This window comes from Sphingobium sp. CCH11-B1 (assembly GCF_001556865.1).
Lineage (GTDB): Bacteria > Pseudomonadota > Alphaproteobacteria > Sphingomonadales > Sphingomonadaceae > Sphingobium.
The window spans coordinates 13,575-30,148 of sequence record NZ_LSJY01000133.1; the positions used below are offsets into that span (position 1 = coordinate 13,575).

The 16,574-nt window shown below is 63.8% G+C and carries 18 protein-coding genes; 6 read left to right on the forward strand and 12 right to left on the reverse strand.

All coding sequences use genetic code 11. The features are described 5' to 3' along the window. Positions 1–3: 3 nt before the first annotated feature. From AX724_RS13650 to AX724_RS13660, 3 genes are read right to left on the reverse strand one after another with little or no spacing between them, the layout of a single operon-like run. On the reverse strand, positions 4–1,098 hold the full coding sequence (locus AX724_RS13650) for a phosphotransferase (protein ID WP_062731416.1): 1,095 nt from the start codon (positions 1,096–1,098) through the stop codon (positions 4–6). A gap of 3 nt (positions 1,099–1,101) precedes the next feature. Next, positions 1,102–2,679 carry a phytoene desaturase family protein gene (locus AX724_RS13655; protein ID WP_062731415.1) on the reverse strand — a complete coding sequence of 526 codons (1,578 nt, stop codon included), beginning with the start codon at positions 2,677–2,679 and terminating at the stop codon, positions 1,102–1,104. A gap of 23 nt (positions 2,680–2,702) precedes the next feature. Beyond that, positions 2,703–3,539, reverse strand: coding sequence for an SDR family NAD(P)-dependent oxidoreductase (locus AX724_RS13660; RefSeq protein WP_062731414.1), 837 nt, complete (start codon positions 3,537–3,539; stop codon positions 2,703–2,705). Between the two features lie 222 nt (positions 3,540–3,761). Here AX724_RS13660 and AX724_RS13665 point away from each other — a divergent pair, with 222 nt between their 5' ends. Genes AX724_RS13665 through AX724_RS13675 form a run of 3 tightly spaced genes read left to right on the forward strand, consistent with a single transcriptional unit; the run spans position 3,762 to position 6,110 of the window. Beyond that, positions 3,762–5,012 carry an acyl-CoA dehydrogenase family protein gene (locus AX724_RS13665; RefSeq protein WP_231736685.1) on the forward strand — a complete coding sequence of 417 codons (1,251 nt, stop codon included), beginning with the start codon at positions 3,762–3,764 and terminating at the stop codon, positions 5,010–5,012. A gap of 17 nt (positions 5,013–5,029) precedes the next feature. After that, positions 5,030–5,395 (forward strand): hypothetical protein, encoded by a 366-nt coding sequence (locus AX724_RS13670; RefSeq protein ID WP_009823784.1) that lies wholly within the window; start codon positions 5,030–5,032, stop codon positions 5,393–5,395. Between the two features lie 7 nt (positions 5,396–5,402). Further along, positions 5,403–6,110 carry a TetR/AcrR family transcriptional regulator gene (locus tag AX724_RS13675; RefSeq protein ID WP_066767412.1) on the forward strand — a complete coding sequence of 236 codons (708 nt, stop codon included), beginning with the start codon at positions 5,403–5,405 and terminating at the stop codon, positions 6,108–6,110. 53 nt (positions 6,111–6,163) lie between these two features. Here the strand turns inward: AX724_RS13675 and AX724_RS13680 are convergent, their stop codons facing one another. Beyond that, entirely contained in the window at positions 6,164–6,610 is a 447-nt protein-coding gene (locus AX724_RS13680; protein WP_231736686.1) for a hypothetical protein, read from the reverse strand. 106 nt (positions 6,611–6,716) lie between these two features. Here AX724_RS13680 and AX724_RS13685 point away from each other — a divergent pair, with 106 nt between their 5' ends. The 3 genes from AX724_RS13685 to AX724_RS13695 all read left to right on the forward strand — a co-directional run bounded on the left by AX724_RS13685 (position 6,717) and on the right by AX724_RS13695 (position 9,906). Then, on the forward strand, positions 6,717–7,436 hold the full coding sequence (locus tag AX724_RS13685; protein ID WP_231736687.1) for a GntR family transcriptional regulator: 720 nt from the start codon (positions 6,717–6,719) through the stop codon (positions 7,434–7,436). Between the two features lie 2 nt (positions 7,437–7,438). Next, complete coding sequence (locus AX724_RS13690) at positions 7,439–8,602, forward strand: acyl-CoA dehydrogenase family protein (RefSeq protein WP_066767416.1); 1,164 nt, start codon at positions 7,439–7,441, stop codon at positions 8,600–8,602. Between the two features lie 80 nt (positions 8,603–8,682). Beyond that, positions 8,683–9,906 (forward strand): cytochrome P450, encoded by a 1,224-nt coding sequence (locus AX724_RS13695; RefSeq protein WP_062731410.1) that lies wholly within the window; start codon positions 8,683–8,685, stop codon positions 9,904–9,906. A 43-nt stretch (positions 9,907–9,949) separates the two neighbouring features. On the opposite strand, the gene AX724_RS13700 is transcribed toward AX724_RS13695, so the two are convergent. The 8 genes from AX724_RS13700 to AX724_RS13735 all read right to left on the reverse strand — a co-directional run bounded on the left by AX724_RS13700 (position 9,950) and on the right by AX724_RS13735 (position 16,571). After that, a complete protein-coding gene (locus AX724_RS13700) occupies positions 9,950–10,549 on the reverse strand; it encodes a malonic semialdehyde reductase (RefSeq protein ID WP_062731409.1) in 600 nt (199 codons plus the stop codon). 10 nt (positions 10,550–10,559) lie between these two features. Beyond that, on the reverse strand, positions 10,560–11,144 hold the full coding sequence (locus AX724_RS13705) for a gamma carbonic anhydrase family protein (RefSeq protein WP_066767418.1): 585 nt from the start codon (positions 11,142–11,144) through the stop codon (positions 10,560–10,562). A gap of 4 nt (positions 11,145–11,148) precedes the next feature. Further along, a complete protein-coding gene (locus tag AX724_RS13710; RefSeq protein ID WP_066767420.1) occupies positions 11,149–12,069 on the reverse strand; it encodes a quinone oxidoreductase family protein in 921 nt (306 codons plus the stop codon). An 88-nt stretch (positions 12,070–12,157) separates the two neighbouring features. Then, positions 12,158–13,384 (reverse strand): acyl-CoA dehydrogenase family protein, encoded by a 1,227-nt coding sequence (locus AX724_RS13715; RefSeq protein ID WP_228227156.1) that lies wholly within the window; start codon positions 13,382–13,384, stop codon positions 12,158–12,160. Positions 13,385–13,388: 4 nt separating this feature from the next. Further along, positions 13,389–14,021, reverse strand: coding sequence for a TetR/AcrR family transcriptional regulator (locus AX724_RS13720; RefSeq protein WP_009823774.1), 633 nt, complete (start codon positions 14,019–14,021; stop codon positions 13,389–13,391). Further along, positions 14,018–14,830, reverse strand: coding sequence for an SDR family NAD(P)-dependent oxidoreductase (locus AX724_RS13725; RefSeq protein WP_009823773.1), 813 nt, complete (start codon positions 14,828–14,830; stop codon positions 14,018–14,020). Before AX724_RS13725 ends, AX724_RS13720 begins: the two co-directional genes overlap by 4 nt. Beyond that, on the reverse strand, positions 14,827–15,981 hold the full coding sequence (locus AX724_RS13730; RefSeq protein ID WP_066767421.1) for an NAD(P)/FAD-dependent oxidoreductase: 1,155 nt from the start codon (positions 15,979–15,981) through the stop codon (positions 14,827–14,829). Before AX724_RS13730 ends, AX724_RS13725 begins: the two co-directional genes overlap by 4 nt. Before the next feature lie 14 nt (positions 15,982–15,995). Beyond that, complete coding sequence (locus AX724_RS13735; protein WP_066767422.1) at positions 15,996–16,571, reverse strand: aromatic-ring-hydroxylating dioxygenase subunit beta; 576 nt, start codon at positions 16,569–16,571, stop codon at positions 15,996–15,998. Positions 16,572–16,574 lie beyond the last annotated feature (3 nt).

Genomic DNA, 16,574 nt, shown 5'->3' on the forward strand with positions numbered 1-16,574 from the left:
ACGTCAAAATTGCACGCCGAGCGCGGCGACCGTGCCCAAATCCTCGCCCGCCACGAAGATGCGCTCGACGATGTGCATGCCCTTCTGGCCCCATTCGTCCATGTTCGCGATCCACGCCTGCATCGCATAGGGCGGCCAGCGGCGATAATATTCCCATAGCGTGTCGTCGTCCGGGACGCCGAGTGCCCCCGTTTCGATCAGGCAGTTCCGATAGTGGCGCAGCAATTCCCGGTCATGCGCGCGCCGCTCCTCGATCGTGAGCGCCCCCAGCACGAAATAGGTGAAGTCGCGGATCGGCCGACCCTTGCGGACCAGTTGCCAGTCGAGCCACACCCGCTCGCCATCGGGGCGGACATAGCTGTTGCCCTGGTGGCTGTCGCCATGGACTAGGCACCACGGCCCCTGTTCCTTGGTCTGCGCGAAATCGATCAGCGCGTTGTAGACGCCATGCAGGCGCGAGAGATCGCCCTTGATCCAGCCCGGCAGGAAGGCCTGATAGTCCGGCTTGGAATGGTTCTGCTCGGCAAAGCCGTACATCATGGTCAGTTGCTGCGTGTCCACCGGCGTCGCCATGGAGACGGGAAGCCAGTCGGCCGCGTGTAGGACCGGGCTGTCCCAGAAGGCGCCATGGATGCGGGCAAGGCTGGCGACCGCGCGGGCCGCTTCCTCCACGCCCATATGGTCGGTGCTGATGCCGAAATGGCCGCCCTCGACGGTGAGATCCTCCATCACGACCAGGCCCTGACCGCTGTCGGGACGTGGATCCCATGCCTCGAAATAGGAGCGCGGGGCAGGAAATGCGACGTGGCGGCGGAAATCCTCGTAGAAGCGCGCTTCGAGGCGGCAAATGCCCTGGCTGTCGAACTGCGCCCAATTGGCCTTAAGGCAGACATTGTCGGGGATGCCCGCCGCCTTGCCGACATCGTTGAGGGTCAGCTTCACCTGATATTTGGTGGTGTGGCTGTTGCGGAGGAAAACCTGCTCCATCCCCTCGACCACGATGCCGGGATAGCGCGGTTGCATGATCTGCGTCAGCCACTGCGCCGTCACATGGTCCAAATGCGCGGGGATGCCGACCGGATTGGGTATGTTCGACATCGCTTATCTGATCTTCTTGAGTTCGCGCAGCGCCCGGTTGGCGGCGATCCGTCCGGCAATGCCGGACACGCCCCCGCCCGGGTGCGCGCCCGCGCCGCCGATCAGGAAGCCGGGGAAGGGCGGCTTGGGACCACCGAAACCGGTGGCCGGCCGATGGACGCCCGAACGCAGCGCGCCGAAATCGATATGGGTCACGCAGCCATTGGTCACGTTGAGCCGCGTCTCGCGTTCCCGCGCGGTTTCGACGAAGCGGCCGACCTCCGTGCCCAAACCTTCATAAAATTCACCCAAATGACTGATGACAGATGTCATGGTCCGGTCCTTGAGTGCGGGCGACCAGCCCTCCCGCGCGTCCACGGCCACCCCCGGCAGATAGACATAGGCGAGCGAGCCGCCCGGAGGCGCCTGCGTCGGATCGGAATTGGACAAGGGGCTGAGCGACATGGCGTGCCGGTCGGGAATATCGCCGCGCCGCGCCATGGCGAAGGACTCGCGCACTTCCTCCGGCGTGCCGATCAGGCCCACCGCCTTGTTGAGATCGGCGTCGTCATGCCGCAGATCCTGATGCTTCTTCAGGCTGAGCGGCCCCGACATGGCGATATTGGCAAGGAAGGGCGCCGCGTTCGAGCGGTTCGCCGGGGCATGTTCGATCCGCTGGGTCAGCGCTCGCGGCACGCCACCGGGCGTCGTGAGGCGCATGGCCGTACGGGGATCGCAGGTTGCGATGACCATCTTCGCGCGGATGACCCGGCCGTCCTCCAGCCGCACCCCTTTTGCCGCGCCGTCATCGACGATGATCTCCGCCACCGGCGCATTGAGTTCGATCCTCGCGCCCGACGCCTCGATGCTGCGCGCGAGCGCGTCGGCGAAGGATTGCAGGCTGCCGATCGGCTTGCCGGTGCCATATTTGTGGGTGACGGCGAAGATCATGTAGGCGGCGGCATTGCCGTCGTCATCGACCGGGCCGGCCCCCGCCGCGATGCCCAGCAGCAGGGCGATCGTCGCCGGATGCTCGAACCGTTCGCAGGCGATCTGGTCCGCCGTCGCCTTCGACATGGCAATCAGCTCGTCCTTCAACCGGACATTGCGGACGGCGCTGCCGATCATCTTCGACAGGTTCTTGACGTCCGGCCGCCCCGGCTCCGCCATCATCAGCGGAAAGCCGATGTCCATCATGACGTTCAGTGTCTTCATGAACTCCAGATAGGCCTTGCCGTCATTGCGGTTGATGCGGGCAATATCCTCCGCCGTGCGGTGATAGTCGTAGAAGAGCGCGATCGAGCTGCCGTCGGGATGGAGATAGGCGTAGGTCGGATCGGGATCGACCGTGCGCAGGCCATATTTGGGCAGGTCGAAATCCTCGATAATGCCGGATTTACGGGCGAACAGCAGTTCGACGGCGCAGGGCGTCACCAGATGGTCGGGGGCTTCGGGGATCATATAGCCCGAACTGGTCATGCCGCCGACTTTGGCCAGACGCTCCACCACGACGACCTTCTTGCCGGCCTTTGCCAGATATCCGGCGGCGGCCATGCCGTTATGTCCTGCGCCGATGACGACGACGTCGACCTGATCCATCATTACCTCTTCCCTTTTTTGCCCGGTCAGCCGTTCGCCGCGGCGGTATAGGCCTTGCCCCATTCGGCCAGCGCGACGAGGCGGGTCTTGCGGTCGGCCTGGATCTGCGGGATTTTCTCCTCGTCCGGACCATCGGGAACGATCACCAACGGTTCCTTGCCCAGGCTGGCAAGGGCGAGCGCGCAGACATCGGCCGGATCATAGGCCATGGAATAATCCATTCCCAGCCCCTCGGTCGCGCGGCGCAGGGTCGGGGTATCCATGATGGGGGCCGCGATACCGACGATATCGACATTCTGTCCTTCCAGCTCGGCCCAGAGCGATTCGACGAAGTTGAGCTCGAACGCCTTGGTCGCGGAATACATGACCAGCCAGGGCTGCCCGCCAAGGCCCGCGCCGGACGACATAATAACGACGCCACCCTTGCCGCGCTTCAGGAAGCGATTGCCAAAGCCATGCACCGCTTCCAGCACATTGGCGGCATTCATGGTCAGCAGCCGCAGCGAGCGATCGACGGGTTCGCCGAAGAAACTGTTGCCTGCGCCGTCCGCACCAGCATTGGATATGTAGAGGCCGATGTCCAGATCGGCGGTCGCCTCTAGCAGTCGGCTTCCGGCGCCCTGTTCGGTGAGGTCGGCGGTGATGGCACGATATTCGATGCCATGCTCGGTTGCCAGCCGCTGACCCAGCGCATCGAGCGCTTCCTGCCGACGCGAGACCAGCACCAGATGGATGCCCATGGCGGCCAGCTGTTCCGCATAGCAGGCGCCGGTCCCTTCGGACGCGCCAGCGATGATGGCCCAAGGCCCATATTTCTCGGCGAAAGCCGCGCGGTCGAAGGGCGGAAGGTCGATTTTACGCATCGGTGCAAGTCCTCTCTTGGAGCCGGCCTTATCGGCGCTGTCGCGATTGCGCGGACCCTAGAAGAGGAGCGTCGGCTTACAGCCTATCGGGAGGCAGGTCGCGTCGAAACGAAAATGCAACGGTCCGCAAGACGGTGGGACGGGTAGGACCGCCCGCACGTGCTTGCCATATAATGACAATAATGTCATTATATCTGGAAACGGCGAGGAGCGATAATTCGGATGCGATCTGAAACGGTAGAAGAACCTCCGGCGCACAAGCGGCCCGTGGCCTTCGTGGCCGACCCCGTAGGCATCGCCGCGTCGCTGCGGCCCTTGCTGGAGAACCATGCCGCCGCGTGCGAACGCGAGCGGCGGATCGTTCCGGCGGTGATGGAGGCGTTGCGCGCATCCGGCCTGTTCCAAATCACGGCGCCCGAACGCGCCGGTGGGCCAGGCCACAGGCTGACCACCCATATCGAGACAGTTGCCGAACTGGCCAAGGGCTGCGTCGGCACTGCTTGGGCCTATGGTCTGCTGTCAGGAATTACCGGAACGGCGTTCGCGCTGCCGCCGGCCATGACGGAGCGGCTGTTCCAGACCGGCGAGGAACTGTTTTGCAGTGCCTCCGCGCCTTCGGGCAAAGCGGTTGCGGTGTCGGGCGGCTATCGCGTGTCGGGGCGCTGGGGTTATGGATCGGGGTGCCTGCACGCCGATTGGGCGCTGAACGGCGTCATGATCGAAACGGATGGGGGTGTTGAACCGGCTCTGGTATTTCTGGATCTGCGCGACCCTGCTTGTTCGATCGAGGACAATTGGCATGTCGCCGGCATGGCCGGTTCCGGCAGCAACATGATCGTCGCGCGGGATCTGCTCGTGCCGGAGGAACTGATCCTCTGGTCATCGCGTACGCCACCGGCCGAGGCGATCCTGGCGATGGAGGGGTTGGAACCGCGCGACCGATGGCCGATGGAGCCGCTATTCCCGCTGGGCGTGCTCGCGCCGATGCTGGGCGCGGCGACGGCATTGCTCGAAGGCGTGGTTCAGGCGATGCCCAGGCGACAGATAGTGGGCTGGACCTATGCCGGGCAGAGCGGTTCGGAGGCTCTGGTCGGCATGACCGGCCGCGCGGCGATGGAGATCGATTCGGCTTGGTTGCATGTGCGCCGTGCCGCCGGGATGTTGGACGAAACCGCGCAGCACCGCGTACTCACCGGCTTCGACAAGGCGCGGATCCAGGCCGATTGCGGCTATGCGATGGAATTGTTGCGCGCGGCGGGCAACCGGTTGATGGATATCGCCGGGCCGGGCGCCTTCGCCCTTTCCAGCCCCTTGCAGCGGATCTGGCGCGACCTGAGCGTCGGCACCCGTCACAATGCGTTGAACGGACAGCTTTCCATCGAGCTATATGGCCGGGCAATTACCGGCCTGCGATCCAATATCGCCCTGCTGCCCGACATCACGCCGGCCCCGATCTGGGCGGAACCGAAATGACAGGAGAAGGACATATCATGACACAACCGACCGCACAGGAAATCGCGACATTCCTGAAGACCCAGGCCGAGATGTTCAGCGAGGGCCGTATCGACGATTTCATGGCGGCCTTCCGCGCAATCGCGCCGGGCGGATTCAAGGTGCAGGACCCGGCCACCGGTCCGGTGCAGGAAGGATGGGACAAGCTGGAGGCCCTGTGCGCGCAATATGTCGGATGGAAACTGTTCGTCGAGGATGTGAAGGTGAGCGGCAACGAAGCCGTCATCTATGTCCGCAACGAAGGTGAATATGACGGGCATCCTGTCTGCGTGCACAGCATCGAACATTATATATTCGGCGAGGATGGCAGCCTGCTTGCGCGCTATTTCCACCCGATGCAATAGGGAAGCGATGTCCGACGCCGCGCCTGCTCCCGCTGATGTCGATCCGCGCACGGCGGCGGCTGCGATCAGGCGCACCCGGATGCGCGAGCGGCTGCTGGACGCCGTGCTCGACCTGTATCAGCCGGGGCAGGGCAGCGGTAGTCTGGTGATCGATGACGTGATTTGCGCGGCGGGCGTATCGCGCGGCAGCTTCTACAAATATTTCGAGTCCCTCGACGCTGCGGTGAATGAACTGGGCGAGCGGATGACCGCGGACCTGATTGCCGATTTCCGCAGGCTGTTCGACGATGTGACGGACCCGCTGGTCCGGGCGGTCGGCGGCGCGGTGATGGCGATGGCGCGGGCTTGGCATGATCCGCGCTGGGGCGGCTTTACCTGCCGCGTCGACTATGTCGATTATTTCGCGCGGGCGAGCATGTTCGACCTGCTGGTGCGCGATGCGCTGAAGGCCGCGCGGGATGGCGGGCAGATGCAGTTCCGGTCGATCGACGTGGCAGTGGATCTGATCGTCGGCATGACGATCGAGGCGCGGCGGCGCCTGATGCTCCGGTCGGTCGAGCCACGCGCCTATATCGACGAGATGATCGAGCGCACGTTCGCCGGTCTGGGAGCAGACCCCGCCGCCATTGCAGCGGCCAGCACGCAGGGATGGGATATGATGATGCGGGCCGCGCGCGGCTTTGGCTGGTGGCGGAGCGGGGAGGGGTTCGGCTGACCGGCCTACCCGGACTGCAATCGGAGAGCGTCAACTCAGAAAAAGCCGAGGCGCTAGAGCTGGGTCCAGCAGGGCGTCCCGGCCTTGTTCAGCGGACCACAGCTCGCGATGCGGGTCGCGCCGTTGGACGCGATCAGAACCAGCCAGTCGCCGCTATCCTCGCAGCGTAGCGCCCAGGCCGCGTTAGTGCCGATATCTCCCCTGAACAGGGATTTGGACGTGCGCGAGCATGTCTGCCCTGCATCATGCATGAGCTTGGCAAAGGCAGCGCTGCGGCCGCTCGCATTCTGGGTTTCGATGGCGTTACTGTAGCTGTTACGGCTGCTGCCCTGCCGCGTGACTTCGGCATAGCCGATTCGGGCGAGCAACAGGGCCGCGATGATCGATGTGGGTATCAACGTCCACAGCATCGCCCGGCGAACATTGCCGCCAGCATGGCCGCAAGCGCGGCACCACCCGCCATAACCGTTCTGCGGCGTTTTGCATTTCGGGCATTTCATGCAGCGACCCTATAGCGGTTCGCTGTCCCGACACCCTATCCTTGGAGAGGAACGGACCGTTTCACCGTGCTGCATTCTATAGAATATGGAATCGCAGGATACATCCATGGTCTATTGGACATCCGCTCTTGAACGGCTTGACTCGCCCGAGATTTTGCAATCCCCGGCGACGCGGCGCCAGGCCGTGGCGGCGGTGTTGCGATCGAGGATCGTGGCGGGTGTCATTCCGCCCGGCGCGCTGCTGCGGGAAACGGCGCTGGCGCAGGACCTGAATGTCAGCGCGACGCCGGTCAGGGAAGCGCTGGGCACACTGGCGTCCGAAGGGCTGGTCGAAGTCGAAACCCACCGGTTGAAGCGGGCAACGCCGATCGACCCTGACGTGACCCGTGACCTGATCCGCGTGCAGGCCGAACTGTGGCGGCTGGGTTATGCCTGGGGCATGCCCCGCATCGGCGCTGCGGAGATCCGGACGCTGAAACGAGCGATCGCGCGCTATAGCGCGGCATTGGCGAGCGGCGAATATATGGCCGCGATCGTGGCCGGGCTCGATTTCCACACGATCTTCATCAAGGCCTCGGAGAGCCGTGAATTGTTGCGGTCGACGCTGGACCGGCGCGGGCTGATCGCCCGCTTCATTTTTCTGCATGGCATCACGACCCTCCGCGAAAGCGGCCTCCGCGAGCATGAGGCGATACTGCAGGCCTTTCTGGCGGGCGATCAGGATGGCGTGCTGGCCTGCCTCGACCGGATGGCGGCGCGCCTGATCGCCCTGTGCGATGCCGAGGCCATGGCGGGCGGCGATCTGGACCAACTCCAAAAGGATTGACAATGGATTTCGAACTGCCCGAAGAATATCGCTCTTTCCGCGACATTGTGCGCCGCTGGGTGAACAGCGAAGTGCCCAAGGACTGGGCGCGCGCGCTGGAAAAGGACGAGCATCATTATCCCTTTGCGCTGTGGGACAAGTTCACCGAAGCGGGTTTCCACGGCGTCGGCATAGCGGAGGATTATGACGGGCAGGGCGGCGACGTCGTCATGCAGATGCTGCTGGCGCGGGAACTGGCCCGGTCGCTGGGCGGACTGGCATGGATATGGGGCATCACCAGCTTTGCAGGGTCCAAATCCATCGGGCTTTACGGGTCGGCCGAACAAAAAGCGAAATATCTCCCGCTGATCGCGACGGGCCAGCTGAAGGCTGCGATCGCCTTCACCGAGCCGGGCGGCGGCACGGACCTCCTCGGCGCGATGGCCACCACGGCTGACCGGGTCGATGGCGGGTGGAGGCTCAATGGCGAGAAGATCTGGTCCTCCTCTGCCCATGTCGCCGATTATCTGCTGGTGATCGCGCGAAGCGACAGGGGCGTCGAGAAGAAGCATCAGGGCCTGACCCTCTTCTGGGTGCCGACGAAGACGCCGGGCGTGACGATCACGCCACTGGCCAAGCTGGGTATGCGGTCGATGGGCAGCTGCTCCGTTCATTTCGAGAATGCGCTCGTCGCGGACGAGCATGTTCTGGGTGAACCCGACAAGGCCTGGTACATGCTGCTGCCCACGCTCAACAACGAGCGCATCATGGTAGGCGCCTTCTGCCTGGGCGTCATCGATGGCGTGCTGGAAGACGCGCTCGACTATATGAAACAGCGCAAGGCCTTTGGCGGGATCATCGGCCGCTTCCAGAGCCTGCAACATTATGTCGCCGACATCGCGACCATGCAGAAGACGACCGAACTGATGCTGCATTATTGCGCGCACAAGCAGAGCCGGGGCGAGAATGTCGGCGTCGAGGCCAATATGCTCAAGCTCATGGCTTCCGAAAACGCCAATGCCGCGGCGGACATGGGCATCCAGATATTGGGTGGCATGGGCTATTCGGCGGAAACCGACATGCAGCGTTACTGGCGCGACAGCCGCCTGTGGCGCATCGGTCCCATCACCAACGAAATGGTGCGCAATGGCATCGCGGAAAGCCTGGGGCTGCCGCGATCCTTCTGAAGGACAGGTGTCTGGCGCGTGGGCGGTGGCTCAATGTCCGCCCGAAATTTCCGGCAAAGACGACAAGGAGAGCAAGTGCGATGATGTTTCCCGAGCAACCGATCCCCGATCATGTGCCGCTCGAACTGGTGAGCCAGGATTTCCCCTTCATCTTCGGCATGACGACGACAGAGGATCCGTTCGATGATCTGGCGATGCAGGTGCATGAGGGGCCTGACATCATCTACGCCACCCACGCCTATCCGGGGGGCACGCCCGCCTGGGTGCCGCGCCGCATGGCGCATCTGCGCGAGATATATCTCGACACCGATCATTTCTCCTCGACCGACTTTTCGCCTTTCTCCAAGCTGGTGGGGGGGAACTGGATCAACTCGCCAGCGGAACTCGACCCGCCTGCCCACGGGCCTTTTCGCCAGATGGTCAACCCGGCCTTCACACCCAAGGCGATGGCGGCGCTGGAAGACAAGATCCGGCTCTATGCGGTGGAATATATCGATGCCTTCGCCCCGCGCGGCCAGTGCGAATTCATGGGCGATTTTGCCTTTGAATTCCCCATCAAGGTGTTCATGGAACTGATGGGCCTGCCGCACGATCGGATGAGCGAGTTCATGGAATGGGAAATGAACCTGCTCCACAATCATGACCTGTCCAAGATCGCGGAGGCGACGCGTAGCGTGCTTGCCTATCTGGGCGGAGAGATCGAGGACAGGCGGGCCAATCCACGCGAAGACCTCATCAGTTTCGGCGTAAAGGGACAGATCAATGGCCGGGCGCTGACCGACGACGAACTGCTGGGCTTCATGTTCAATCTGTTCATTGGCGGTCTGGACACGGTTTCGACCAATATGGGCCTGCATTTCCGGCATCTGGGCAGCCATCCGCAGGATCAGACCTTTCTGCGCGCCAATCCGTCGGAAATCCCGCACGCCATAGATGAGCTGATGCGGGCTTATGGCGCGGTGACCACCTTCAGAACCTGCAAGAAGGAAACCGAAGTGGCCGGCATCCGCTTCATGCCCGGCGACAAGGTGGCGATGTCGACCACGCTCGCCGGCCGTGATCCGGCCGAGTTCGACGCGCCTGCCGAGGTTCGGCTCGACCGGCGGCCACGGCATGTCGGTTTCGGCTTCGGCATCCATACCTGCGTCGGCATGCATCTGGCGCGGCGCGAGCTGCGGATCGCAATGGAGGAGTTTCTCGCCCGCATTCCCGACTTCCGCATCGCGCCCGGCCATCAGGTGGAATGCCATCTCGGGATGATCCAGCCGGTCGCTCTGCCGCTGGTGTGGACGCCCGCAAGCTGAATGGCGGGAGGCGTTCGCCTTGTGGCGGACGCCTCGCCCGACATCAGAGGTCGAGACAGGCCTCTTCGAAATCGAGCCGGGGGTTGCGGGGAAAGAGCCCGGTCGGGTCGCCATAGCCGATATTGCACAGGAAATTGCTCTTCCACCGGCCGTCCGGGAAAAATTCCGCATCGGTGCCAGCCTGATCGAAGCCGGACATCGGGCCGCAATCCAGGCCTAGCGCCCGCGCCGCCATGATGAGATAGGCGCCTTGCAGTGTCGAAGAACGCGCCACTGTGTCCGCGATCAGCGCGTCCTTGCCCTCGAACGTGCTGCGCATGTCGTGGGAGGGGAAAAGTTTGTCGTAAAATTCGTAGAACCGGGTATCGCCTGCAATGATCACGGTGCAGGGCGCCTGCATCACCTTGTCCACATTGCCCGCGCTCAGATGGGGTTTGAGGCGCGCCTTCGCGGCCTCCGAGCGGACGAAGACGAAGCGGCCCGGATTGCTGTTTGCCGTCGTAGGCCCCCATTTGGCGAGATCGTACAGGCGTCGGACGGTCTCGTCCGAAAGCGGCCGGGCGCTCCATTGATTATGGGTGCGAGCGTCGCGGAACAGCAGGTCCAGCATGGCGTCTCTGGCAATATCGGGCGTGTCCGGCATGATCGCTCTCTTATCCTGTGGTGGCTTCGCCGATGCCCCGGTCATCCCAGCCTGCAGCTTCGCGTGCAAGAATAGCATCGGCTTCGTCACCCAGCTTCGCCATGTCGGCATGCTCCCAGATGCGATGCGCCCCTGTGGCATAAGCGCGCCCATTGTCCCGATAGAGCAACGCATCGACGATGTTCGCGCGCAGCTTGTCGATGCGGCGGACAACACGGCCGGGCGTGCCCATGACAAGCGAATGGGGTGGAATCACGCTGTCTGGCTGCAGGAAACTGTGTCCGGCGACGATCGAGCCGCGCCCTATGACGCAGCGTTCCATGATGGTCGCGCCGATGCCGATCAGGCAGGCAGGTTCGATGATGCAGCCATGGACCACCGCGCGATGGCCGATGGTGCAATAGTCGCCGATGATCGTGGGATCATCCCAGCCGATATGGACCATCGCATGGTCCTGCACGCTGGCGCAGCGCCCGATCGAAACATAGACCCGTTCGGAACGGACGACGGCATAGGGCCAGAGGCTGCAATCGTCGCCCAGCCGCACATCACCGAACAGGCGGGCGGTGGGATCGATATAGGCGGGAGTCCTCATGGGATCAGCGGGTGATGACGATCTTGCCATAGGGACTGCCGGCCTGCGCCGCCCAGGCGTCGGCGGCATCGGCAAAGGCATAGCGGCGCGTGTCGACGGTCAGGCCCTGTGTCATCGCCATGGCGATCAGCCGGTCATAGGCGGCGCGGCGCTCGCTGGCCGGCCGTTGTCCGGTGCCGACGCCGATATGGCTGCGGAAGACGAGATCGCGCAGGGACAGCGTGACCGTTGGTCCGGCCTGCACACCGATGCTCGTCATGCGCGCGCCGGGCCGCGTGGCGCGCATTGCCGCTTGCGCGGGTGGACCATAGATGATGTCGAGCACGACGTCATAGCCGCCTTCCGAGACCGCTTTCAGCGCCGCCTCGTCATCGCCCTCGCCCAACAGGGCGATCGCATCGGCATGACCGGCGGCCTGCATGGCCTCCAGCCGTTCGCGGCCGCGCGCCGCCGCCACGACGCGGCCCGCGCCCAGCAGCCGGGCGACCTGCGCGCCGATCTGCCCGACAGGGCCGGTCGCGCCGAGAATGAGGACGGACTCGCCCTTCGCGATCCGCGCCTCTTCCAGAGGGATCAGCGCGCCGGTGCCGGAGATGGCGAGGGCGATCAGCTGGTCGTCGGAAAGGCCGTCGGGAGCAGGCCAGATTTCCTCCTCGGCCACAAGCGTGCGTTCCGCGATCGCGCCGAAGGGCGGCCTGCTATGGCCGAAGTAGACGCGGCTTCCATCATCCAGATGCCCGACACCCTCGCCGCCGGGCACATAGGGCGCATCGACGGGACCGAAAAAGCCCTTCGCGCGCATGAGGTCCGTGGGTCCGATTCCGGCGGCCGCGACGTCGATGACGCGATGGCCGGGCTGCGCGGTCGGTTCGGGATGATCGGCCAGCGCGAAGCCGCCATCGCTGTCGATCAGGGCGGCCCGCATGGCATTCCCCTATGGTAGTGATGGATGCGGCCTAGCGGCGGAAAAGAGAGGGTCGCCCACTGGGAAAGGGGCGACCCTTTTTTCGACCTCAATAGGCGCCCGGCGGAGAGATCGGATCGGCGCCGGTCAGGTTCCGGCCATAGATTTCATAGCCGATGGTCGGGATATTCTGGATGTGCCGCAGCGCCATCGAAATGTCCCGCCAGTAGCGGTTGATCGGCTTGTCCAGTGCGAAGCCCGAAGAACCGGCCTGGAACATCAGCGACTCGCTGGCGCCATGAACCAGTTCGATCATCTGCGCGCCGCCTGCGCGCTGCTTCGCCTTTTCCGCCAGGGTGAATTCTTCGCCCAGACCGACGCGATCCAGCTTGGCAGTCAGGTCGAACAGGATCAGCTTTGCGGTGTCGATCATCGCCGCCGCCTCGCCCAGATCGCGCATATAGGCGCCTGACTTGGTGCGCGGGCCGATAATCGTCGTCAGCACCGGCTTTTTGGGAGCCTCGGCGGTGACGATCTCCAACATGGCCTCGACCGCGCCGATCAACTGAGCAATGCCCGTGGTGCGGACGACCGGGACGGCGGGCAGCAGATCGGAGGGCGCGCCGAAATGGCGCTTGGTCCGGTCGATCTGGCCGGCGCGTTCATCCATCAGCACCATCTGGGCTTCGGGAATGAATACATCCTTGGCGACCGCCGTGTCGGAGCCGGTGCCCTGCATGCCGGAAACGAACCATGTGTCCTGGATGGTCATGCTGTCCATCGGCAGATAGCACATGCTGATGCCCGGAACGACCGGGCCGTCATACCCCTCCAGCACGACGCCCTGTTGCGCCCAGTTCGACTGCCGCGACCCGGACATATAAGGCCATGAGCCGTTGATGATCCAGCCGCCGTCAACCTTGCGGGCCTTGCCGGGCGGGTTGTAGGCGCCACAGACCGGCTGGGGACCGTCGCCGAACACAGCGTCCTGCACGCCGTCGGGCGCAAGGCTGGTGATCCAGCTTGTGCCGTTGATGATCTGGATCACCCAGCTGATCGCCGGATCGCCCTTGGCGATTTCCATCTGCACCCGGCAGAAATCTGTCGGGGAAAGGCCCATGCCGCCCAGCCGTTGCGGCAGCAGCATGCGCAGGAAGCCTTCTTCCTTCAGCATTTTGTCGACAGTGGGCGTGGGGCTGCGCCGCTTTTCGCCCTCGGGCGCTTCGCCCTGCAGGAAAGCGCGCAAGCTGCGCGCCTTTTCCACCATCGCGTCAGCGACAGCCTTTTCGGCAAAACCGCACTGGATCTCATTATCCACCTTGGGGGCAGTAGCCATCAGTTCATCCTTTCTCATGTTCGCTATGGTGTCCGGCGATCTGCAATGCCCAGTCGCACAATCGATCGGGGGCGCTGTTCCAGATGGCCAGCCAATCCGGGGTGGCGGGAATGATGAGCGTGCTCAGTTGCAGGCGGACCATGGTGTCGCAGAAGGCGTCCCGGTTGATCCGCTGGCCGATCAGGCTGTCGAAATGGTCGAAGACGGGCGCTAGCGCACGCTGGACGGCGGCCTTGTGGCGGCCGAAATGACTGCGCAGGAAATTGAGATGGAAGGCAGGTTCGACCTCGAAAATGCCTTCGGGCGAACGCTCGATCGTAAAGCGGCCGTAAAAGCGCATCACCGCGCGAAAGCGCTCGATCGGTTCGGCGATGCCTTCGCCCGATTCCACAATGCCTTTTTCAAAGCTGCTGCAAACATATTCGCTAAAGGCCGCCAGCACTTCTTCCTTGGACGCGAAATAACGGTAGAGCGTGCCGCGCGAAACGCCGCTGCTTTCGCTGATGTCGCTCATCGACAGGCGCCGCGCGCCGATGGAGTTGATCGCGCGCAACGTGCCGTCCATGATCTTCTGGACGCTGCCGGACTGATCCGTCGCGACGATTTCACTCCAGTCGGTGTGCGGCATCAATTTCATGTCTGGGCTTCCATCTCGGCGAGGTTGTGCGGAACGCTGACATAGCCCGGTAGATGCTGACCGCCATCCACATTGATCAGCTCGCCATTGACGAAGCGCGACATCTCGGACGCCAGGAACAGGACGACCGGGCCGATGTCCTTTTCGGGATCGCCCGCGCGTTTGAGCGGGTTGCTGGCTGTCGCCATCTCAAGAAAGCCGGGGACGTTTTCCGCGAGGTCTGCAAACACCTGCCCCATGCCGGTCGGCGCGATGGCGTTGGTGCGGATGTTGAAGCGTCCCCATTCGACCGCGGCGGTCCGGGTAAGCCCCAGGATCGCACCCTTGTTCATATTATAGTCGGCGTGGAGCCAGGCGCCGGTCTGAGCGTCGATCGAATAGAAGTTGATGATTGAACCGCCGCCGCGCGCTTTCATATGCGGGAAGGCGGCGCGCATGGCCCACCAGCTGCCCCAGGTACCGATCTCCAGCGTCCGCTGGAGCATCTCGTCCGTCTTCTGTTCGAGGAGGACGTTGGGCGAAAGCTGCGACGCGTTGTTGACCAATATGTCCAGCCCGCCAAATTCGCTGACGGCGCGCTCGATCATCGCCTCTACTTCGGTCTTGACGCCCATGTCGGCGGACATGCCGACGGAGCGGACGCCGAAGCTTTGCGTGATGTCCGCGGCGACCGTTTCAGCGGCGGCGCCATCCCGGCCGGTGATCAGGAGATGCGCGCCCGCCTGTGCAAGGCAGCGGGAAATCCCGTAACCCAGCCCCTTCGCGCCGCCCGTGACGATTGCGACCTTGTCCTTCACCAATCCCGTCACGCTGCCACTCCTGTCATCTGCTCGCTCAGGGCACGGTCCATGTCCATGCGGTCCTGGCAATAGTCTTTCGTGAAAACATAGCCGCGGATCGTTCCGTCCGCGTCTTTATAATGATATTTCAGCCCGCGCTCGTCATTGGCGACTTCCTGCCATTGCCCGTCCACGCCGACAGGAGCGGGCAGCAGGACGACAGGATAGGCGGTGGTCTTGACCTGGACCGACAGCGGCGGGAAGCGGATGTCCGTCGGCGTGCCCAACGCACTGGGCGCGATGGCGCGGGCCGCCGCCATGATCGGGGTGACATAGGCCGCCAGTCCCTGCGGATATTCGGCGCAATCGCCGATGGCATAGATGGCGGGATCGCTGGTGCGGCCGGTCTGATCGACCTTGATGCCGCGCGCGACCTCCAGCCCGGCCTCCTGCGCAAGCGCGATATGCGGGCGCAACCCGACGGCGGACAGAACAGCCGCAGCCTCAATCACCAGGCCGTCGTCCAGTTCGGCTCTGATCCCCTTTCCGCCCTTGTGGATGGCCAGAACCTTGCGGCCCAGATGCCATTCAACGCCCTTTTCGGACAGGGCGTCGCGGATCATCTGGCCCACCCCCGGCGGCACGAGTTGGGCGAGAGGATGGCCGAGCATGTCGACGACCACCGGCTGATAGCCGCTCGCGGAAAGGTCGTTGGCAAATTCGGTGCCGACGAGGCCACCGCCCATCACCAGCAAGCGCGCGCCGTCCGGCAATCTTTCGCGAAATTCGCGATAATTGTCGAGATTGTTGACCGCAAGCGCGCGGTGCGCGGCGTCCCCATCGATCGGCGGGCGAACCGGATCGGCGCCCAGCGCCAGCACCAGCCGATCGTAGAAGATCGGGCCGCCGGTCGTCAGGACGGCCTTGTCCTGCCGGTCGATCGCTTCGACGATACGGCCGGCCCGAAGGTCGAGCTTCAACTGCGCGACCATCTTTTCCGCCAGCGTGGTGATAAGCGTATCGGCAACCTTGCCCTTGGCGAGTGCGGTCGACAAAGCGGGCTTGGAGTAGAAATGCCCGTCATCCTGCGTGACCAGCGTCAGCCGGGCGTCCGGCGCGAGCTTACGAAGCTCACGCAGAACGCCATAGCCGGCAAGGCCGCTGTGCGGGGTTCCCGTCACCTAAGCCGCTCCGGTCAGAGGAAGATGGCGAAGTTGGACATGCCCAGCGTCGACTGGTCGACGATGATTTCACGGCTGGCCAGCTTGTAAGCACCGTCGACCAGCCGCCAGATGTCGCGGCGTTCGGCGCTGATCGTCTCGTTATCCGGATTGTCCAGGCGGCTGCGCTCGACATAGAGGTAGCTCACCACCTCGTACTCGCCAGCCGTTTCGCTCTCGGCGACGCGGACATTGGTGACGAAGCGGCGCGTGCGCGATGGTGGATCTTCGGCCCAGGCGCTCTTCGCCAGGCGACCGGTCCGCATCAGGATGGAGCCGTAATTCTCGTCGAAATGCTTCATCGTGCGCACCACGTCGCGGTCCTTGTTCGGGCCGTTGCGGGTGAGCCGAAGAGGAGCGGTGTAGCTCAGATCCTGTTCCAGATAGGCCACCCAGTCGTCGAACCGGCGTTCGTCGAGCGCGGCGGCTTCGTCATAGAGGGTTTCGAGCAGGCGGTTATAGACTTCCGACCCGAGCGGCACCCGCTTGATGGAAACAAGACCGCGCAGCACGCTGGTCTTGTCGATGGCGGCGGTCGCGTAGTTCACCATGAT